At 53.6% G+C, this 20,674-nt stretch carries 19 protein-coding genes; 7 read left to right on the plus strand and 12 right to left on the minus strand.

Annotation, left to right across the window (positions count from 1 at the left end; translation table 11 throughout):
• The first annotated feature begins 136 nt into the window (after window positions 1-136).
• The 3 genes from BM123_RS18120 to BM123_RS18130 are packed head-to-tail and all read left to right on the plus strand — an operon-like array spanning window position 137 to window position 2,270.
• On the plus strand, window positions 137-706 hold the full coding sequence (locus tag BM123_RS18120) for an RNA polymerase sigma factor (RefSeq protein ID WP_090171554.1): 570 nt from the start codon (window positions 137-139) through the stop codon (window positions 704-706).
• Window positions 703-1,287, plus strand: a complete 585-nt coding sequence (locus BM123_RS18125) for a hypothetical protein (RefSeq protein WP_090171444.1) — start codon at window positions 703-705, stop codon at window positions 1,285-1,287. The genes BM123_RS18120 and BM123_RS18125 overlap by 4 nt, the downstream gene beginning before the upstream one ends.
• 53 nt (window positions 1,288-1,340) lie before the next feature.
• A complete protein-coding gene (locus tag BM123_RS18130) occupies window positions 1,341-2,270 on the plus strand; it encodes a DUF4097 family beta strand repeat-containing protein (RefSeq protein WP_090171447.1) in 930 nt (309 codons plus the stop codon).
• A 5-nt stretch (window positions 2,271-2,275) separates the two neighbouring features.
• Here the strand turns inward: BM123_RS18130 and BM123_RS18135 are convergent, their stop codons facing one another.
• The 4 genes from BM123_RS18135 to BM123_RS18150 all read right to left on the minus strand — a co-directional run bounded on the left by BM123_RS18135 (window position 2,276) and on the right by BM123_RS18150 (window position 6,807).
• Window positions 2,276-2,800 carry a nuclear transport factor 2 family protein gene (locus tag BM123_RS18135; RefSeq protein WP_090171450.1) on the minus strand — a complete coding sequence of 175 codons (525 nt, stop codon included), beginning with the start codon at window positions 2,798-2,800 and terminating at the stop codon, window positions 2,276-2,278.
• 185 nt (window positions 2,801-2,985) lie between these two features.
• The gene (locus BM123_RS18140) at window positions 2,986-3,750 is read right to left on the minus strand and encodes a hypothetical protein (RefSeq protein ID WP_139211941.1); all 765 of its coding nucleotides are present in this window, start codon (window positions 3,748-3,750) and stop codon (window positions 2,986-2,988) included.
• Window positions 3,751-3,835: 85 nt separating this feature from the next.
• Complete coding sequence (locus BM123_RS18145; RefSeq protein WP_090171455.1) at window positions 3,836-5,848, minus strand: OstA-like protein; 2,013 nt, start codon at window positions 5,846-5,848, stop codon at window positions 3,836-3,838.
• Window positions 5,849-6,231: 383 nt separating this feature from the next.
• Window positions 6,232-6,807, minus strand: a complete 576-nt coding sequence (locus tag BM123_RS18150) for a CvpA family protein (RefSeq protein ID WP_090171460.1) — start codon at window positions 6,805-6,807, stop codon at window positions 6,232-6,234.
• 239 nt (window positions 6,808-7,046) lie between these two features.
• Here BM123_RS18150 and BM123_RS18155 point away from each other — a divergent pair, with 239 nt between their 5' ends.
• Complete coding sequence (locus BM123_RS18155) at window positions 7,047-7,985, plus strand: D-2-hydroxyacid dehydrogenase (protein WP_090171463.1); 939 nt, start codon at window positions 7,047-7,049, stop codon at window positions 7,983-7,985.
• Window positions 7,986-8,153: 168 nt separating this feature from the next.
• Here the strand turns inward: BM123_RS18155 and BM123_RS18160 are convergent, their stop codons facing one another.
• Both BM123_RS18160 and BM123_RS18165 read right to left on the minus strand, forming a co-directional pair.
• The gene (locus BM123_RS18160; protein WP_090171466.1) at window positions 8,154-8,630 is read right to left on the minus strand and encodes a cytidine deaminase; all 477 of its coding nucleotides are present in this window, start codon (window positions 8,628-8,630) and stop codon (window positions 8,154-8,156) included.
• 192 nt (window positions 8,631-8,822) lie between these two features.
• The gene (locus BM123_RS18165; RefSeq protein ID WP_090171557.1) at window positions 8,823-11,186 is read right to left on the minus strand and encodes an APC family permease; all 2,364 of its coding nucleotides are present in this window, start codon (window positions 11,184-11,186) and stop codon (window positions 8,823-8,825) included.
• Between the two features lie 145 nt (window positions 11,187-11,331).
• Here BM123_RS18165 and BM123_RS18170 point away from each other — a divergent pair, with 145 nt between their 5' ends.
• Window positions 11,332-12,042, plus strand: a complete 711-nt coding sequence (locus tag BM123_RS18170; RefSeq protein WP_139211942.1) for a DUF6090 family protein — start codon at window positions 11,332-11,334, stop codon at window positions 12,040-12,042.
• 150 nt (window positions 12,043-12,192) lie between these two features.
• A complete protein-coding gene (locus BM123_RS18175; RefSeq protein ID WP_090171470.1) occupies window positions 12,193-13,428 on the plus strand; it encodes an acyl-CoA dehydrogenase family protein in 1,236 nt (411 codons plus the stop codon).
• A gap of 198 nt (window positions 13,429-13,626) precedes the next feature.
• Here the strand turns inward: BM123_RS18175 and BM123_RS18180 are convergent, their stop codons facing one another.
• The 6 genes from BM123_RS18180 to rfaE2 form a co-directional block, all read right to left on the minus strand.
• Window positions 13,627-14,979: a lipopolysaccharide biosynthesis protein gene (locus BM123_RS18180; protein ID WP_090171473.1), complete on the minus strand. Its 1,353-nt coding sequence runs from the start codon at window positions 14,977-14,979 to the stop codon at window positions 13,627-13,629.
• Between the two features lie 159 nt (window positions 14,980-15,138).
• Entirely contained in the window at window positions 15,139-16,473 is a 1,335-nt protein-coding gene (locus BM123_RS18185; RefSeq protein ID WP_090171476.1) for a saccharopine dehydrogenase C-terminal domain-containing protein, read from the minus strand.
• A 194-nt stretch (window positions 16,474-16,667) separates the two neighbouring features.
• A complete protein-coding gene (locus BM123_RS18190; RefSeq protein ID WP_090171479.1) occupies window positions 16,668-17,426 on the minus strand; it encodes a zinc ribbon domain-containing protein in 759 nt (252 codons plus the stop codon).
• A 39-nt stretch (window positions 17,427-17,465) separates the two neighbouring features.
• Window positions 17,466-18,254, minus strand: a complete 789-nt coding sequence (locus BM123_RS18195; protein ID WP_090171482.1) for a Nif3-like dinuclear metal center hexameric protein — start codon at window positions 18,252-18,254, stop codon at window positions 17,466-17,468.
• A 109-nt stretch (window positions 18,255-18,363) separates the two neighbouring features.
• A complete protein-coding gene (locus tag BM123_RS18200) occupies window positions 18,364-19,098 on the minus strand; it encodes a hypothetical protein (RefSeq protein ID WP_139211943.1) in 735 nt (244 codons plus the stop codon).
• 74 nt (window positions 19,099-19,172) lie between these two features.
• Window positions 19,173-19,670 carry a D-glycero-beta-D-manno-heptose 1-phosphate adenylyltransferase gene (rfaE2, locus tag BM123_RS18205; protein ID WP_090171488.1) on the minus strand — a complete coding sequence of 166 codons (498 nt, stop codon included), beginning with the start codon at window positions 19,668-19,670 and terminating at the stop codon, window positions 19,173-19,175.
• 307 nt (window positions 19,671-19,977) lie between these two features.
• Here rfaE2 and BM123_RS18210 point away from each other — a divergent pair, with 307 nt between their 5' ends.
• Window positions 19,978-20,451 (plus strand): hypothetical protein, encoded by a 474-nt coding sequence (locus BM123_RS18210; RefSeq protein WP_090171491.1) that lies wholly within the window; start codon window positions 19,978-19,980, stop codon window positions 20,449-20,451.
• Window positions 20,452-20,674: the final 223 nt, after the last annotated feature.

A 20,674-nucleotide genomic window follows, 5' to 3' on the forward strand; every position in this document is an offset into this window, starting at 1 on the left:
CTTCGCCTTCGGTAAGGTTTTCTCTCAGGAGTAAAGCCATACCGGAGGCGAAGCACTATAAGCGAAGCGTCAAAAAAAAAGGAGCGAAGCAACCTTTTTCGCTCTCCCCCTCTCTTTACGTCAGATTGCTTTTATGATGATTGGAACGAAAAAGATTATTAACTCACCACCTGATAATACACCTGCCCGCATGACCGAGACGGAACTCGTAGAGGCCTGCCGCCGGCAGGATCGTCGCGCCCAGAAGGAATTGTACGACCGGTATAGCCGTGCCATGTATACAGCTTGTTACCGGATTTGCGGAGATTTCGATTTGGCCAACGATGCACTGCAGGAGGGTTTTCTCAAAGTGTTTCAGAAGCTGGACACTTTTCGGGGAGACAGTACGGTGGGCGCCTGGATGAAGGTCGTCATTGTACGCACAGCACTCAATAAACTGCGGCGGCAAAAGCCAACGCAGGAGCTGCCACTCAATTATGCTGATCAGGAAGTGGATTGGGGAACAACGGCACTGGACATTGAATATTTAGAAAAAGCAATCAATAAACTACCGGATGGTTATCGGGCAGTCTTCGTACTGATCGAAATCGAAGGCTATAAGCACCAGGAAGTGGCAGATATGCTTAACTTCAGTGTGGGAACCAGTAAAAGCCAACTCTTTTACGCCAAGAAAAAATTGCGGGAATACCTGCGCCATTACGTATGAAGGAGAAGAACAAAAAAACCTTGCGGGATGCCCTGGAGCAGTTGCCGGAATACGGCGCGGACGCAGGTGCATGGAAAGCTATTGAAGCAGGGTTGACGCCCGCTTTGAGCGAACGACTGCCCAGCTATCAGCCGCCGGCTGAGGTCTGGAACGGCCTCAACAAAGCGTTAAATTCACCCGCGCCAGTGGTGAGTATCCGGCGCAGAAAATGGGCCCGGATTGGCGGCATTGCCGCCAGTGTGTTGGTCATCGTAGCCCTGGGAGTCGGCCTCTGGCCGGAGGCCATTAATGCTGGCCCCCGCATCAGTATCTCCTACGCACAGGAGGTTGCGCCAGCCACCAGCTCTCATGACTGGAATGCTGATGAAGAGAGCTTTAACCACGTTATCGCCCAGATCGAGGAACGTAATGAGCCCACCCTCAATACCCTGAATATGGAGCTGGCCGAACTCACGGCCGCTAAGGAAGAAATGAAGGCGATGCTGGTTGCATATGGCGAAGACCCTTCCGTCATCCGCCAGCTTGCTGAAATCGAGCGGGACCGCTCGGATATTTACCGGCGCATCATCGTTGAACTGTAAAACCAGCGAGAAGTTCCTCATCCGGGGTAATTCCCCAATTTAAAGGATATAATATGCGTTCAAGACTTTTCCCTCTCCTTGCTCTCTTAATCCTCCTCTGCACCTGCGCCAGCGCCCAAACGGACAATGCCCTGCGCGAAGTCGTCACGAAGACGATTGAAGACACTTACATCTACAAACCAGGGAAAGAACTGGCCGTAGAAGGGGAGAAAGCAGAAATCTTCGTGGAGACCTGGGATAAGCAAAAGATTCACGTCAAGATTGTCATGACCGCCCGCCACCCGGAGTTGGAACGTGCCAGGAAAGACCTGGAAAACCTTAATTACATCGCTGAGGTGGCCGGGCAAAAAATCTTCCTGAAGAACAAGCGCATTGATGAAACGCATAAGCCAAAGAGCGAACTGACCGTTCACTACTACATCACGCTACCCGAGGAATGTCCCGTTTACCTTAAGAGTCACTTCGGCGGAGCGACGATCTCTAACCTCCGCAACCAACTGCGAATCAACGGCGAGTTCTCCGCCATCAACATAGACAACGTTCAGGGCATCCTCGACATTCGCAGTCGCTTCGGAGACATCACCGGAGAGCGAATCGATGGTAACGTAGTGATTAATTCCCGCCGCTCAGATATTAACCTGTTCGACGTCGGGGGAACCTTTAATATTAACGCTCAATACGGAGAGGTCAAACTGAGCCCCAACGTCCGGATGCGGGATCTGCAGATCAACGCCGACAAAAGCGACGTCTACATCTACGAGCCCATCGGGGGCGAAGGGATGAACTACGAACTCACCCTCACCAACGGAGAAATTAAACTCCCCGACGGGCGCAAAGTCATTGAACTGCAACGGACGCCGGAAATTCGCCGCTTCGCCATCCAGCCTTCTGCGGAACGAATGGGAACCATTACGGCCAGCGTTACCTTTGGCGATCTTTACCTGGCTAAGCAGACAAAAGAGTTGGAGCGTAAGCGGTTCTGATCCGGTTACTCACCGGAATAGGGTGCATGGTCATAGCTAAACACCCGGGTCATCTTCCAGTCTCCATCGCGGAAGGCCCATAGGTGGAAAAAATAGGCGATACCGTTATCATTTGAGTTCGCGATACCGTGGAAAGTATGCTGCCCCCTCAGGATAGCTCCGATGCCCGCCATCGGGAATACCTGGATGCTGCCCGCTACCGGCCGACGTTCAATCTCATTGTTTTCTCCTCGGCAAAGACCGTTTTTCATCGCAGTTGTGAGCGCCTCCCGGCTGTTCAGGAGGCCGCCTTTGTCATGGTAGAACTCAACATCGTCGTCTACGAAAGACATCATCGTGTTCAGGTCGCAGTCATTATAGGCTTGCCAGAAAACGCTGTCCATTTCCAGAATAGTTTTCTCGAGCTTGTCCCCCGCCGGCATGGATTGAGCGGAGAGAATGCCTGGCGCAGCAGCCAGAGCCAATAGGGTCAGGAAAACGATGACGAAGCGAACCGGCGTAAGGCCAAAAAAGTCAGTAGAATCAGGCATGATGGATCGTGTGTGGTCGGAGCCACGGCAGGATTTCTCCTGCGGCAGCGGGATGTGTGAAGGGTGCTCCCGAAGGGAATCCCTTCAACAAGGACGAAGGGGCAAGATGAAGGTTGCATGTTCCCGAGAAATCTGCAACCCGCAACCTGCAACCCACAACTTGCAACCTGCAACCCACCCACACCTCAAATCCGCTCCATCGCCGCCGCCGGTATCCATCCCTGGCGCCCGTCCTCCAGGCTGATTTTAATGAAATCATCAAACTCATCCAGTATCCTGAACTTGAGGCCTTCGGGGAGGGTTTCTTCCAGCGTGGCGTCGGCGCCGGGGGCTACGCGTAATTCTGCGGAGCTGGCGGTGAGAACGGCTTCTCCATCGTTACTTAGCCAGCTCAGGCGGCTGTTGCCCATGGCGAAGAACAGGCCGGCAATGAGTAGAAAGGCTACTGCCGAGGGCAGCAGGGCAAAGCGCTTCTTCTCGTCCATGTCTCTGCGGCGCAAGTACCAGGTTACTCCGCCAATTACAGCCAGTGCCCAGAATAAAAGCGCGAGCCACTGGCAGGTGCTGGCGCCCAGCACGGCGCCCGCGCTGCGCCACCAGCGAACGAGGAAAAATTCTTGCAGCTCGAGGGCATTGATACCTGCTTCCGCGCGGACGAACTTCAGGTTGTTTTTCAGGCCCTTGTGGCCGGGCATTAGTCTCAGGCCGCGTTCGTAGTTCAGGATAGCCATTCCTGGTTTATTCTGTTCGAACCAGGCATTGCCGAGGGCTTGATAGAGATCGGGGCTTTGTTTGCCGGTGGCGCGGAGGCTGTCGAGGGCGGTAATGGCAACCCTGCTATCCTCACTCGCAATGGCCTCGCGGGCTGCGGCCAGCCTGTCCTCCTGGGCGAATGCCGAGGCAGAGAGTAAGGCGAGGCAGAGGATCAATATTTTTAATGGCAGGGGCATAAGCACAAAAATAAAATAGAATTGCCTGGTAGAGACGTTGTGCGTCGAAAAATGTCGACGTTGTGCGCCAACCCCGGGCAAGTAATCATTCTTTTCCCCGGGTTTTCAACGGATAATCAATAACGGGAGAAATCCCCGCAGGTAAGGAACCTTCTTCAGATACTGGCGCCTTTTGCGGCACCCGTTTAGGCCCAAAAAGATCCAGCAAGGTCTTTGGTTTTCGCTCCTCCTCCCAGCGGAAGCCCTCCAGCCGGAAAGCACCGTGATCCGGTATATCTCCCATAGGTTGCATCTTGCCGCTCGGCTGACTCAGGAAGCGAATCTTCCGCACCGCCTGGTTTTTGAAGTGCAGCACCATCGCACTACAGGCCGTTTTATTCACCCCGACGTAGGCCCCGGCCTCATCGAGAATGTAATAGATGGCCTCGGCGTTGCCGTTCACTTCGGTACGGGACAGGGCGGTGCTGTCAAAGAAGGCCTCGATGACCTTACCCTTCACCTGATTGAAAAAGATAAAATCAGAGGTGGTAATCACCAGGGCATTACGGATCAGGCGGACTTTATCCGGGGCTTCGTCTTTGAAGAATATCTGTACGGTGTCTCCCGTCAGCTGACTGGTGTCTTGCCACAGCACAGGATCCTGATAAAGGGTGAGGACGCTGTCGATAGTGTTGAAACCAAGCGAGTCGCAGACGGCCTGCAGGTCGCTCTTCAGAATCCGCACGTCCCGGTAAGCGGAGAGATAGCGTATGGAATCCATCGTGATCGTCGTATCTGCTTCTACAATTGGCGTAACGATCAGGGAGTCACCCAGGAAGGTAGAGTCGATGCGGACCGTTCGCTCAGTGATGGTGGTGTCGAACACCTCAGACTGTACGGAGATCAGCGTATCCGCCGCCATCCACATGGTGTCCTGATCGAGCAGGGCCGTTAGCAGCGGGCGGCCGCGCGGGCCGCCGGTAGCGTTCAGGTAGCCGGTGTCTTCGTTATAACGGGCCTCGGTGGCCTCGATGGAGATGTTGGCCGAGGTGTCTTGCCAGAAGACGTTGCCGCTAGCCTTGCTAAAGCCCGTTTCGGGGTCGGAGTTCAAGCGGTCCGCAACGATGATCATTGGCGGAGCGGAGACCCGGGGGCGCCCCCCGGCCACGGCGTAGGTTTCCCGCTTGATGTCGTAGTTGATGGTGTCTCCGGTAACCGTTTGGCTGGAATCGCGGACGCTTGCGTTACCCTCCAGCCGGTAGCGGTCCTGCCGGCGGAAATAATTGATCCGATCGGCCGTAGCGCGTTGGAATTCGCCTTCGGCGACGTAAGCATCGCCCTCCAGGATGTAGACTTCCTGTCCGCCGAAGTAGCGGATCGTATCAGCTGCTGCCAGCCGTTCGCCACTTTTATACTGGGCGTTCTGGCTGAAGACAGCCTCGTCGAGCTGCACGTCATAATAACCGGATTCGCAGTAGATCCGGTGGGTATCTGTACGAATTACCGTAGGGCCGAGGAAGTAAACGCGATCGGCGTTCAGGTCATATTTCAGGGTGTCGGCCCGCATCTCAAAGCGGTCGTCAATGACGACGACGCTGTCGCGGAAGTAGACCAGTTGCTCATTAGCATAGTAGTAGCCGTGGGTGGAGTTGAGCTCGGTTCCCTTGTTCACGATGCGGCCGCCCGTGTGGTAAGTTGCCAGTTTGGTCGCCAGGTTGTAGGCCAGCCGGTTGGTGTACAGCTCCGTTTCGCCGCGTTGCAGCACGACCTTACCGATCAGGTCGGCCAGCCGCGTCTCGGCGTTGTAGTCGAGCTCATCGGCGAAAGCTGCCAGGCTGTCCCCCTGCTGAATGATCACATTGTCGTAGGCATTCACTTGCACACTTTCAAAAAGCAGTACGCTGTCGCCATACATGAAAATACTATCCTGACTCAGCTCGACCTCGCCCACGAGAAGCTGCGTACTGCCCCGGTTAAGCATGCGCAGCTCGTTGGCCTTATCGATGTTCACCACTTCCTTCACGGTGCTATCCTGTGCGGGCACGGTAGTCTGGGCGCGGACGCAGGTGCCGAGCAGAACTAAAAGAGCAATGATGTACCAGGCGGTCAGCTTTTGCATAGAAGGCGCAAAGATATAAAGGCAGCTGTTGGCTTTCGTCAGCGGGAGGAATTGAGTTCGTTGGCCGAACGTGGTATAGATACCCGGAGCACTCCCCGGTGTGCGCGGTTCTCTGGGTTTTAACGGTGGTTTAACGATTGGGGAGAGGCACACACGCTAAAACTACTTGTCGTAAGGACAGCAGGGAGACCTCGCTTCGGCCCGACCGCCTCCACTGGCCGGCTGGCGGAGACGGTCGGGCGCATAAGCCAGCATGGGGAAGTCGCTGAAAGCTGCTTCCCCATGCTGATTTATGCGTCCGGACGCTCGAAGCGCTATCAGGCGTTAGCAGCTCCCAAACCCGGCTCTCCTAAACCTCCCTTTGCACCCGCGGATGCGCCCCTTTATTCTTCCAGGTCGAAAATGGAGTCATTCTCGTCCTTATCCACGCTCTCGCTCAGGCGGTCCATCGCGTCAACGGCCTTGTCGTAGAAGTCGCGGAAGACGGGGTAAAGGCTTTTGCCTTGTTCCCAAACGGCCATACGAATCTGGCTCAGCGGTTGGTAGGTGATGCTTGTCGTGCGGACTTCATCGCTGATGATCCGGCTGCGGTCACCAAAATAGACCAGCCCGGAAAAGATGAAGGTGAAGAAGAGGCCGGAGAGTATCCCACCCAATATTTGGTTGATGAAGTTGATGTTCACCGTCTCCAGGAAACCGGTGAGGCCGCGGGAAACGATCTTAAAGAGGACCAGCGTCAGGAAAAAGACGAGAATGAAACCCAGCAGGAAGGAGCCGCCGGTAGTAATTACCGGAAACCATTCATAGAGGACATCGCCCATAATGGGGCCGAATTTCATCGCCGCCAGAATGCCGAAAACGTAACTGGCCAGCGTCAGGACGGTGGCGATAATGCCCTTGCTGTAGCCGATCCAGAAACCGTAAGCAAGGAAAATCAGACAAATAATATCAATAGCCATGGTGCAAAGTTAGGGCATGGAGAGCAAGTAAATTCTTAGCCTCACGATGATGAGACAACCGAAACTACGATAAGAGATGCGCTCTGCCGCATTTTTGGCCGTCGTTTATACGGGCGATTCCGTTTTTTAGACGAACGTCAGTTTCGGCAACAGAAAGCGCCTTTTTCCGTTTCTTTGTCGCTTGTTCGTGAGGCCTTCCTGCCCCGAACCTGATTTTGACCTCAACTACACCAATAAATATGATCCGCATTCTCGCCAACGACGGCATCGCCCCCAACGGTAAAGCGCAACTCGAAGCCGCCGGCTTCGAAGTTGTCACTGATCACATCCCGCAGGATGAGCTGATGACGAAGCTCAACGACTTTGACGTCATCTGTGTCCGCAGTGCCACGAAGGTGCGCCAGGAACTCATCGACGCCAGCCCCAACCTCAAGGTTATTTGCCGTGGCGGAGTTGGTATCGATAACATCGACCACGCGTACGCCAAGACGAAGGGTATCCCCACTTACAATACCCCCGCCGCTTCCAGTGCCAGTGTGGCGGAGTTGGTCTTCGGTCATTTCTTCGGTCTCAGCCGGGGCATCCACCGCTCTAACTTTGAGCTCCGCCAGGAAGGCAGTGAGTTTAAAAAGCTGAAAAAAGCCTACGCTGGCGGCCAGGAGCTCCGGGGCAAGACACTCGGTATCCTCGGCTTCGGTCGTATTGGCGTAGAAGCTGCCCGCATTGCGCTGGGGCTGGGCATGAACGTTTTACCCGTTGACCTGGTCAAGACCTCCGAGACCATCACCATCGATATGATGGGCGGTCATTCCGTTAGCATCGAGGTGCCCGTAGTCCCTATGGATCAGATGCTCGCCGAAGCCGACTACATCACCATCCACGTTCCCGGCGGTGACCTGATCGGCGAAGCCGAGCTCGACAAAATGAAGGACGGTGTCATCATCGCCAACACCAGCCGAGGTGGCGTCATCAACGAAGATGCCCTGCTGGCCGCTCTGAACTCCGGTAAGATCGGAGGTGCTGCTCTGGACGTATTCGTCGGAGAACCCAACCCCCGCCGTGATCTGCTCGAACACCCCGGCATCAGCGTCACGCCGCACATCGGTGCCGCTACCGGAGAGGCTCAGTACAATATCGGTACGGAGCTGGCGGATCAGATTATTGCGCACTTTAAATAAAGCGCTGGGCGCTTTTTTAAGACGCAGCAGTCGCTTCGCACTTTTAGGGCTTCGGTAAAGACTTGCCGGAGCCCTAAAAGGGTAGCGTCTAAAAACCGCGAAGCGGTGTCTAAAAGAAAGAGGAACGATAGCGATCTCTTTTGCCTGAAAAAGTCGCGTCAGCGACGCCTAAAGCAACTCTCCCGAGAAGCCAAAAGGCAGCAAATTCCCCGCCGAGGCAAAGACATAAACCGGCCCTGTTTCCCCCTGTAGAATCAGCTTCATCTTTTTGCGGAAGCGCGTTTCGTGTTCGTGCAGTTGCTGCCGGCAGGAGCCACAGGGGCTGGCGGGTTGGTCAAGTACCTGCTTAGGAGACTTTACCGTGATGGCCATGGCAACGACGGCCATGCCCGGCCGCTGGCTGGCGGCCGCAGCGAGGGTGGCGGGCTCCGCGCAGATGCACATGGGGTAGGCCGCGTTTTCCGTGTTCCAGCCGGTGACGATGGTGCCGTCTTCCAGTCTGGCGGCGGCGGCTACCTGAAAGTTGGAGTACGGTGAGTAGCTGTTGGGGAGGGCTGCTTTAGCCGTTTGCAACAGGCTTTTATCCTCAGTAGTGAGGTCTTCCGGGGAGGCGAAGGACTCGTAAGATATCGTATGTCTGGGCATAAAACGATTATTTTGAGGAGGCGTTTTTTTCTGTCTGTAGGTGCAGTAGCGTTCACCCAAAGATACTTTATTAACACAGGGAGTATGTGGTCAGGTAGCTGGTGAGCCAGGGTAAGCTCTCCGCTGGGATGGGACGCTACAAGTCCTGTTAACTGGACTAAGTGGTCCTCGAAGCGTCCCGCAGTATTGCGGCTACCGTATTTCCACCTCTCCCGCCGCATTTACGAACAGCACGTTACCAATATCTTCGTAACCGCTGAAATATCCGGCACCGATCCGCTTCAACGCCTCGTCCCGGAAACCGAGAATGACGAGGTCGGCTTCGCCGGACTTTCGCCCGATGACCTCCCGGGAGTCCGTGTCGTCCTGCCGGCAGAGTACGTCGATGTTGTTGCGGCTGATGGGCAATTGCCCCGTTTTGATCAGGTCGTAAAGGGCCTGTTCTTCCTTGGCCAGCTTGGATTCTTCGAAGACGGCGAAGAGTTTGATCTCCGCACCTTCCCATTCCGGGTGGCCGGTCATCACGTAGGCCAGCAGGATCATCAGGTTGGCGCTTTCGTAGTGCGCCCGGGTGATCCAGACGTGGATGCTTTTCTTCAGCCCGAAGCCCCGCTCCGAAAGGCCGAGAATGCCAATGTTGAAGTCGACGGACTTGATGAGCTTGAAGTTATCAATGATATCCTTGAGCCCTTCGTCGTGGTTCTTGGAGTACTCCAGCAGGAGGAGGTTGTTCTCCGTCCCGGCAATGCCGGGAAACTGGATCACCTGCGCAATGGCCGAGGTGTAAGACGGAGACACGATGGTGTCCACGTAAATCCGGCTGTCCGTCTTCTCCGCCATGCGGATAATGCGTTCCTTGATCTCCGCAGCTTCTTCGCTCGTTTCATGACTCAGGTAGCCATTGACGTTGTGGATGTAAGTGCCGAAGCCGTATTTCTGGCTCAGCCAGCGTAGGAGATCAAAAGCGCCGAGCCGGGTAAAGGTGGCGTCGCTGGCGGCAATGACGCTGGGGCGCCAACTCTTGTTTTGCTCCTTATCTGCTTTTTGGAGGAAGATCTGTAGCCGGCGGCTAAACTGAAAAATTACGCCCTGGAAGATGAGGGCCATACTCCGCTTGTCCGGGTTGGAGTAGGAAATGTAGACATAGAGAATGCCAATCAGGGCGATGGCCATGGCGGCGTAAGAAGAGTTCATGAAGAACATGAGCCCGAAACAGGCCAGTGCACCGAACAGCGAGACGTACCACTTGGAACGGAAAGTAGGACGGTAACTGGGGTCAGCCGCGAAGTGGTTCAGGAAGCTGATGAGACAGAGCGAACCGTAGGTTACCATGAAAAACATGGAGATGATCTCGGCTACACTGTCCAGCGCGCCGAGCATAATGAAGAAGGCGGCCAGTACAACCGTAATCAGACTGGCATTATAGGGCTCGTTGCTTTCTCCCTTTCCCCGCGAGATCCAGTAGTTGATGGCGGGGGCCGGGAAGATTTGGTCAGCAGCAATGGCCTGCAACGTCCGTGGAGCAACAAGAATGGAGCCGAGCGCGGAAGAAATGGTGGCTGCTGCGAGCCCGAGTGGGATGATCCACCAGCCCTGCCAGGCGATATCTGCCATCACCAGGCGGCTGGTATCCGCCAGTGCTTCCGGCGGGGCGGAGGCAGAGAGTTTCCAGGCCATGAAAAAATAGATGACCATGCCGCCGATGGTTGCTGCAAGAGTTCCCATTGGAATGCTCTTGCCGGGGTCGCGAAGGTCACCGGAGAGGCCCACCCCGGCGGTCATGCCGGTGAAGGCAGGGAAGATGATGGCGAAAACGGTGAAGAAGCTGAGGTTGGGAATGTCAGGAGCAGGCTCTGCGGGCTTTGCTGCCTCCATGGTGGCTGCTTCTCCGTCGAGGTATACGGTGTCTGGCGGAGCATTTTCTTCTACCAGATTTTCAATGGCCGTGGCGGTTGCCTCCACGTCAGCGCTGTAGCTGTTAAAGAAATCAACGGCGTTGTTTTCTGCATACTCGGTGGAGCCAATGAAAAAGGCCAGCAGGGCAATCGCCAGGGTGAAGACAACCGTGTACAGCACTTTTACGCCGAGGTCAGCCCCCTTACTGAGGATGAGCCAGGTGAGGAGCAGCAGTGCCGGAATTCCAATGGTTTGTGGGTGTTGCAGCAGGCTTTCTGCCCAGGGTAGGAGAGGGTAAGTATTGATGATCCAGTCCACCAGTGGTTTAAAGGCTTCCGTAAAAGCCATGATGTAAAAGGCCACAGAAATGGCCTGAGACATGTACAGCGCGATGCCGATCGTGGAGCCGATCACCAGACCGAAACTCCGGGAAATGATGTAATATTCACCGCCTCCCTCTACTTTTTGGTTTGTCGCAATCTCTGCAATGGCCATGGCCGTTGGGATCGTAACGGCATGACCAATCAGGATAATCGCCATCGTGCCGGCCAGGCCCACCATACCAACGGCGAAGCCGAAACGGAGAAACATGATGGCGCCCAGAATCGTACTGATGGCGGTAAAGAATACCGGGGCGGTACCGAATTTTTGCTTACTCATAAGATCATCCGCAAATAAGCGGAGGGCAAAGGTAAGGGACGGGGCGACGGCGCGCAGGTGCAAAGGAAGGTTTTTTGAGGGCAGTGCAATGGAAACTTACCGTTTTACTACCTTGCTGTCGTACTGTTATCACCTCCCTCTTATCATGATTGCTAATAAAATTACCCCGCCCGCTTCTTCTCGCCTTGGTTGGATTCTCAGGGCCCTGCTGGAGATTGTCATTATCGTCTTCGGTATTCTACTGTCTTTATGGATCAGCAATGGTTTTCAGAATACGCAGGACCGGCAACGTGCAGAGCGTTACATGGTCCGACTGGATAACAACCTGAAAAAAGACGAAGTACAACTGACCTTTGAACTGGCCCGCCGGGAAGAACAGCTGGGGCAGGCTAAAAAAATGCTGGCGGCCGTAAGCACTCCGTGGTCTTCTGATAAAGTTAGCACAATGGTAGAAGGGTTTCAGTCTTTATTATGGACGACGAGGTTCAATTCTAATAATGCCACCTTCCGCAGCCTGGAAAGCTCGGGAGATTTGAGACTGATCGAACAGGACTCCCTCGTTAATCAAATCGTGAAACTGTACCACAACCAATATGAAGCTCTTCGTGAAAATAACGAAGATGTAACTAAGTACCGGGATAATTTCTTGTTGCCCTACACGATCAGGAACATAAGTTTTCGGCAATCTTTTAACCCTACGGGTAGCCCTGTAACCTTCACGGCAAAGCAGTTGGATGAACTATACAACCACCTTGTTTATGAGACGATCACCTTACAATCTACGGTGGAATCTTATCGCCTCACGATGGAAAAGGTGAAGGAGCTGCGGGAATCACTTCAGCATGCAATGCGCTAGGCGGCAGGCAGGGCTACCGCTGGCGGAGGAGGAAACCTTTGCTTTTTTTACCCATTATTGCACCTGCGTTTGCGCCCGGGTAAGTTGACGGCGAACTGACAGGCAAAACAAAGCAATTACCCGTATCTTCGCGATACCAAATTAAGTCTCATGCCCTCCATTACCACCACCAATAATTTTACTTCTAAGGCTGACTTTCACCAGTCAAGCAGCCCGGATCGTTTTCAGCACCACGACTACTTCGGCGTGGATGATTTGCTGGAAGATGATCACAAGATGGCCCGCGATGCTGTCCGTGACTGGGTGAAAGCTGAAGTTAGCCCCATTATTGACGACGCCGCCATGCGTGGCGTTTGCCCCACTCACCTGTTCAAAGGATTAGCCGAAATTGGTGCCTTTGGCCCCAGCCTGCCCGTTGAATACGGCGGCGGTGGAATGGACGAAATTGCCTACGGCGTCATCATGCAGGAGCTCGAACGCTGTGATAGCGGCCTTCGCTCCATGGCCTCCGTTCAGGGTAGCCTCGTGATGTACCCCATCTACAAGTACGCTAACGAAGAGACCAAAAAGAAATACCTGCCAAAGCTTGGCGCCGGAGAGTTCATCGGCTGTTTCGGGCTTACGGAGCCGGACTCCGGCTCTGACCCCAGTAGCATGTCTACCAACATCAAGGATGCTGGCGATCACTACATTCTCAATGGAGCTAAAATGTGGATCACCAACAGCCCGGTCGCAGACCTGGCCGTTGTTTGGGCTAAAGACGAAGACGGAAAGGTTCGCGGCATGGTCGTTGAATCCCACTGGGAAGGCTTTAGTGCCCCCGAAATAAAGGGCAAGTGGAGCCTGCGGGCCTCCGTTACCGGAGAGTTGGTCTTTGACAACGTCAAGGTGCCGAAAGAGAATGTCTTCCCGGACATCAAAAGCCTGCGCGGACCACTAAGCTGCCTCAGTAAAGCCCGCTACGGCATCGCCTGGGGCGCCATTGGCGCCGCGCTGGACTGTTACGACTCCGCGCTGCGCTACAGCCAGGAGCGCACCCAGTTCGGTAAGCCCATCGGCCAGTTCCAGCTGACGCAGAAAAAACTGGCCGAGATGATCACCGAGATCACTAAAGCTCAGCTCCTCGCCTGGCGCCTCGGTACGCTGGCTAACCGCGGCGAGGCTACGCCCGCCCAGATCAGCATGGGTAAGCGCAACAACGTTAATATGGCCCTGGAGATCGCCCGCGAAGCCCGCCAGATTCACGGCGGTATGGGCATCACGAACGAATACCCGATCATGCGCCATATGGCTAACCTGGAATCTGTTGTTACCTACGAAGGCACCCACGATATCCACCTGCTGATTACGGGCATGGACGTTACTGGGTTTAATGGGTTTGCTTAGCGCTGTGGTTTCACCTTGCTTTCCTGCCGGGCAATTTCAGTAGCTATCAGGGAGGCGTTTACAATCTTGTAATTTTCGCTCAGGATGGTAGGCAATCTGCACATCGGATTTTGATTACAGGACTCTTTTACACCGAGCTTGATCAAAAAATATTGCTCTATTAATCTCGTATGGCACCTGCGGTGAGCGCCTGAAAAACTAAATCAGGAATGCGTAGCAGAGGATCATGACCAATAAGTACGCCCCAAACCATCTCCAATCGGTATACCGGCCAGGCGGAATGCCCGTCCGGTATTTCAGGTAGGCCATCAGGCAAATTTTATCCACCAGGTAAGCAAAGACCGTGGCCCAGATGATGCCCATCAGACCGAAAGTGGGCGCCAGCAGAATGCTTAGTACAATATTGATCACCAGCTCAAGCAAGCCAAAAATCATCAGCATTCGGGTGTGGCCCATGGCCGTTAGGACAGGGACAGGGAAAAGGAGGCGACTCACAACAACAAAAAGATAAGCCTGAAAGAGCGGCAGGCTTTCGGCGAATAGCTCCGTGAAAACAACCGTCCACCACCAGGGAGAGGTGACCATCAGGAAAATGGCGCCGCCGAATATCCAATGGAACAGTCTGCGGGAACTGCTTTTAAGCAGGTCCAGTCCGGCAGAAGGGTCTTCCGTTAATCGGGGTAATACCACCACAATCGCCCCGTTCGTAATGGCCGCCAATAAGGGCAGCTCCCTGGCGCCATAGCGGAAGATGGCAAAGGTGGATTCATCTCCGGCATACCAATAATTGACGAACCAGGGATCAAAAGCGGTTACCAGGGCACCGACGGAGGCGTACAGGATGAGTGGCCAGGCGGTTTTTAGTAGTGTAGTAGTGTAGTTGGGTGATAATGTAGTGCGGTCGTTGGAGGGGCGCTTGCTTTGGGGGGCTGTGCCAGCGGGAAATTCTGGCTGCCACCAACCTTTGTAGAGCAGATAAGTGAGGATGATGAGCCCCTTAATACCTGCAAAAACAGCCAGGACAAACAAGGCGTGTGCAAGTCCTGCGCCATTATAAATGGGAATCAGCAAGGCTGCCGTGGAGCCTGCTGCCGAGAAAGCCCCGAAAGCCGCGAGGGCTAAGGGTTTGCCCCGAATCAGGAGCACCTGCTCAAAAAAAAGTCCCGGCCATTGAGTGAGTAAGAACAGGAAGAAATACCACCAGCCCGGAGGAGCCTCTCCTAGCCGCAATAAGCTGAACAGCGGCTTATGTAAGCCCGCAGCCACCCCGAGGAGAAGGGCGGAGAAAAGGCCCACACCCGCTACGGCTGAGCGGGAGAAGGCGGCTACTTTCGCGGGGTTTACCTGCCGGATAGTAACCAGGTAGGCTTGCAACAGGCCCGTTAGCCAGCCAAAGCCAAGGATGTAGCTCAGGTAGAGTAAGCTTTCCCACTGGCCGATGACTTCCCGTCCGACGCCCAGCCTGGGTAACGCAAGCGCAATCAGGATGATCGCTCCCTGGCGGGCAGCCTGGGAGAATTGTCCGGCACGGATGAGATTGGTAGAGGACATTTATTAGACTGTAGTCTGTAGTGTTGTAGACGGTAGACTGTAGTGTTGTAGACTGGTAGTCTGTAGTATTTCACGTGGCGGCTTGTGGCAATCCACAAATGTGCCGTCTACAAAACTACCGCCTGCCATCTACAAAACTACCGTCTGCAAAACTACCGACTACAAATTCACCGTCTCATGCGTTAGTTCCATCCCGTATTCCTTCATCTCTTCCAGAACGGGTTCATAGACTTCCTTCATGGTGGGGATATGGACGCCGGTGGCTTTGATCTTGCCTTCGCTGATCAGACGAACGAAAATACCCATGGGCAGGCCAACCAGGCGACTCATGGCCGTGTCTTCCGCGTTTTTTCCTTTCATAGTCAGGTTAGATACGTCACGGTATTGTTTACCGTCCAGTTCATAGTCGATCTGGTGTTGCATAACGATCAAATCCTTGTCTTTGGGGTCTAATTTCCATTTGTCGAGCAGGAGCTTTTCCAAAATCAGTGCGGGGGTCGCGTCCCGAAGTTTGATCCGCTTTTTCCGGAATAGCCCCAACCAGGTAAGCCGATTCATGACTTCTCCGTTGGCCTCCAGTTTGAGCATCTGGGCAATTCGGTCTTTAACTGAGCCCGGGCCGCTGGGGGCAAGAGCTTCCATCAGCTCATGGTAAGTGATCTTAATGCTGTCCAGAATGGGAAAGTCGGCATTGGTAAGGCCAATGCGCACAAGGGCTGCCCAGGATTCAGCGAAGCCGGGGTAGCGAAGAGTGCCCCGCAGGATGGTTGGTATTTCATCCAGACCATATTGTTTGCGGTAGAGGAGGCTGTCGCGGTTAGCATAGGCCTCAAATTTGCCTAAGCCCGGAATATCGATGTCCCAGGTGTTTCGAAATAAGCGCTGGTAGGGGAGAAACTTAAGCTTCCCGTCTTGCAGGTATTGGGCAGTGCCCTGGCCCGCCAAGACTACGTTTCGGGGGTTCCAGGTGAATTTATAGCCCCAGGGGTTGTCGTTGTTTTCCGGGGCAACTAAGCCGCCGGTGAAAGAGCGGAAGGCCGTGATGGTCGCTCCGGTTTCGCGAATAGCATTGATGCGCTGCATGGCCGTCATGTGGTCAATGCCGGGGTCGAGCCCCATTTCGCCCATAAAAATGAGTTCCCGATTGCGGGCTTCGTCTCCCAGGCGGTATAATTCCTGACTAACGTAGCTGGCCGTCACGAGGTGCTTCTTTAAGCGAATACAGTCTTGAGCGACTTCCAGGTGAAGGTGAGCGGGAAGCAGCGAGACGACAATATCCGCCCGTTCAATCAGTTCGCGGCGGTCATTCACTTTGTTGACGTCAAGCCACACCGCTTTACCCCGCGGGTGGTCTTTTACTTTGGCGGCGGCGGCGGCGGGGTCAGCATCCGCAACGGTTACGTGCCAACCAAACTGTTCGCTTTGGCTTAGTGCATAGTTGATCAGCGCGTTGGAAGAACGGCCTGCACCGATGATTAGGATTCTGGCGGACATGTGGTATTTGGTTAATGGCTTCCGCAAATGTAATAAGGCGAAGGAGAGTGTGGGCCTCGGACACTCTTTATTTTCCACAGATTGCCCAAAGACGGGCAGCACCCTGACTAAAAGCCAGGGTGCTGCCCGATCGTATCGCCAACTTTCAATCGGCGCACACTATTGTCGTTACGGACTTCCGTCAGTAATACAAATTACTTTTCTACCGCCATATCTTCCTCGATGTTATGATCAACGAGGATACGGTTACAGTGCTCACAGATCATCACCCGCTTCCGCTGGCTGATCTCGAGTTGTTGCTGCGGGGGAATGGCGTTGAAGCAACCTCCGCAAGCATTCCGCTCTACCGTAGCTACACCAAGACCGTTACGGTAAGTGTTACGGATACGGTCATAACCACGCAGTAAGCGTTCTGAAATTTCTTTGCGCTGCTTATCAGAAGCCCGGCGAAGTTTTTTCTCTTCTTTCTCGGTTTTCGTGATAATAGCCTTCAGCTCGTCCTGCTTAATGGTTAGCAGTTCCGTTTTAGCTGTCTGCTTCTCGCGGGTCATGTCTAAAGCGGCCTGCTTGGTCTCCAGCTCACGAGCGGAAGAACCGGCCTTCTTGTCGGAAAGCTGAATTTCAAGACGCTGCATTTCCGTCTCTTTCATCAGGGCCTCGTACTCACGGTTGTTCTTCACGTTGTTCATCTGATCTTCGTAACGAAGGATGAGTTGCTCAGATTCGCGAATGTTCATGTCGTGGCGGCTGATTTCAGCCTGGAGTTCCTTCACCTGACCTTCCAGGCGGGCGATGCGGGTATCGAGGCCAGCGATCTCGTCTTCCAGGTCGCTTACTTCCATAGGAAGCTCGCCCTTAAGGATCTCGATTTCGTCGATCTGGCTATCAATCTTTTGCAGGCGATACAGCTCGCGCATTTTCTCTTCTACCGTCTTTTCGGTTGCTACTGCCATGCGTCGGGGGGGATATTTATGGTTGTTATCTTCGGGGCTTTACACATAATAGCGAACCGGGTTGGTATTTCGCTCTGTGCAAAGAACCGCAAAGGTAGGGAATTTCTTAGTTAACAACTCCGCAAGTAATTGGGTTGTAAACCTTTCGCTTTCATAATGGCCAATATCACAGATGACAATCTCCCCATCCGCATCGAAGAACTCGTGATATTTATAATCCGAAGTGACAAAGACCTGAGCGCCGGCGGCTTTAGCATCTGAGAGCAGAAAGCCACCCGCTCCACCACAGAGCGCGACGGTAGTGACTTGCTCTTCCGGAAATACGGTGTGCTTTACCAGAGACAGTTCCATGCGGTCCTTCAGGAAACGGAGAAAAGTCTCTTTACCCATCGGGTGGGGGAGCTGGCCAACCATGCCGGAGCCGATGGTCATTTCTTCGTTTTTGGGCTTCAGCAGCCGAAGGCCCGTCAGTTCCAACCGCTGAGCGATGCGCTCATTCACGCCCTGATGGCGAACGTTGTCCAGGTTGGTGTGGATGGCGTAGATGGCTACGTCTTCCTTGATGGCCTTAATTACTGTGCGTTCCACATAATTACTGCCATTAAAGCGCTTAAGCCCCCGGAACACAATGGGATGGTGGGCAACGATCAGGTTGCAACCTCTGGCTTTCGCTTCCTCAATGGTGGTCTCAATGCAGTCAAGACTGGTTAAAACGCCCGTCACTTCGGTGTCGGGCTGGCCAACAATCAGGCCGGCGTTATCGTAGCTCTCCTGCAGATGGGCAGGAGCAATGGATTCCAGATAGGAGGTAATGTCTTGGATGGTCATAACAAAAATTTGGGCGCTACCGCGGGTGCAAAGATAAGTTGAAGCGAGCAGGGGAGGGGCCCTCTTTGCTCTCTGAAGATGCTACTTTGCACCCGCGGCAGCGCCCTTTTTAATTTTTACTTTCTTTGAGCCCTTTGTACTGTTCCGGTAATGCTAGTTTCTCCGGGGAAAGATCCGTGTCGACCCGCACCGCAATAGAATGAGTGTAAGAATTAGGAGTGCGTGGGTTGCTTGACCTGATCTCGAGTGCACACACGTCCGTTACGGGCTGCCATAAAACACCGACCGCCCGAAAAGGAATGGGTAATTCATCCGTTACGAACAGGTCGTAATGTTGCGTTTCCTCAAAGCCCATGGACTCCCATATCCGGTGCTCCCTGATGGTCATCCGGTAACAATCATAGCCCAGAATGTTTGTTCTTTCGTTGGGGAAAGTGTCGATCTGATAGCTACAGGTCCAGTTGTTTTCAAAGTCATGCAGATGGCTCCACCCCGCCTTTGGTACCCCGTCCTGCGTGTAATAGTTGTAACGTCTGCCTTCCTGAAGATCAATGAGCCTGAACTCATCGTCTGATAAACGATAAGATCCTCTGTCTACACTAATCTGATGGCGGTACATCGTATAGGTAGTGGTGTCTTTTAATTCGTTGGTCTCCTTTACCTGCTTAATGGCCAGTTTTTTAGCAAAATTTTCATACTGCTTCAATTCCCAGGCAGCATCCTCCGGGGCCATATCAGTTGTGTCTGGCGGAGGCGGAAGAATGTCTTCCAGGCTTAAGTAGCTCCCGGAGGCGTAGGAGATCGCAATCGCTTTTTCTGATTGCCCTGATAAAACGAGAGACATAAAAAGAGAGAGAATTAGAAAGAAGGAAGCCTTCATTGTCAGCCAATAGCGGGAAGGACTGAAAAGTTGCTCCTTCAGATACTTATTCCCTGCATCCGCTCAATAATACGGGTTGAACTATAGCCTTCCAGGAAGGGAAGTACCCGGACGTCTCCGCCCCAGGCACGAACTTCTTTTGCCCCGACAATTTCGTCCACCTGGTAATCACCACCCTTAACCAGCACGTCGGGCCGCAATGATTTGATCAGTTCCAGCGGGGTGTCTTCGTCAAAAGCAATCACACCATCTACGTAGAAAAGGCCGGCTAACAGCTGCATTCGGGCAGCGAGCGGCATGATTGGGCGGCAGTCTCCTTTAAGTCGCTTTACGCTCTCATCAGAATTAACACCAACAATCAAACGTTGGCCGAGCGCCGCGGCTTCCGCCAGGTACGTAAGGTGACCGGGGTGGATCAAGTCAAAAACGCCGTTGGTGAAAACGGTGTCCTGACTGTAAGTCCGCCAGCCACAGCGGCGGCGACTGAGTTCCACGAGCGGGAGGAGCTTGTCTTGTACCAGTTCAGTTTCGGTCATAATGGACGAAGGTAGGTAGCCTTTTCGCTATTTCCATAATGGTGCAGGTAATATGTTTTGTCCTGCTGTAAATCGCTGTTGTTCAGCGAATTTTCGCTGTTTTAATTACAGTCTCTAAGGTGCTGAAAATCTGTTGTGTAGCTTTTTTTCGCTCATTTGTATTTCTTTTTCGGCGGAGTGGCGAGAGAATATTAAAATGCAAGAGAGGTAACCTTTCGGAGGGCTCGCAAATAGAGTAGTACCGGCCACTTAAAGCAGTATTTACGGGTGGCTTCTTCTTCTGCTTACCACTAAATTACCCATACACATGAAAACCTCCATCAATAAAATGGCTGCTGTTGCGGGCGCATTTGTTCTTCTAGGACTGGGCTTCCCATTATTTTTTCTCCTGGGCAATGAGTCTTGTCTGGCCGAAGAAAATATTCAGCAAACGATTATAACACTATCCATCATCATTGGCGCTGAATTGTGCTCTGCAATCTTTATCGCTTACCTCTATGACCGTTGGGTATACGTAAAGAGTTTTGAAAAGGGAGCCGTCAATGGGGCCTGGTTATTTAGCCTGTTTGCCTTTAACGGTGCGCTGATCTACGCTTTCGTCTGTCTGAATTACCAACTTGGTTTTACGGCAGCAACGGGTATCACCATGCTTTCCGCCCTTATCCTGTACACGATTTGTACCATGTTCCGTGGCGCATTAGCCGGCGGGGTGATGGGCTGGATGCTCGGGCAGGGACATGAAGCTAATCATTTCAGCGGAGCTGCTGGTCGGGTTGGCTAGGTGAAGTTTGAATAACAAATTGCACAAACGGGCAGAAAACGAGTCCCTTGACTACGCCCTCCACAGCCATTCGACCGAGATCGGGCTTTGTTCGGGGACCAGCGACTTAATGTTAGACCGTCGACAAACTTCGCCTCAGGCGAAGTTTGTCGACGGTGTTTACCCAGAGGCCCGGTCCCTGAGCGAACATCGACCGACCGAAGGGAGTGGACCGGCGAAGCCA

It is taken from the genome of Neolewinella agarilytica (assembly GCF_900110645.1).
GTDB lineage: Bacteria > Bacteroidota > Bacteroidia > Chitinophagales > Saprospiraceae > Neolewinella > Neolewinella agarilytica.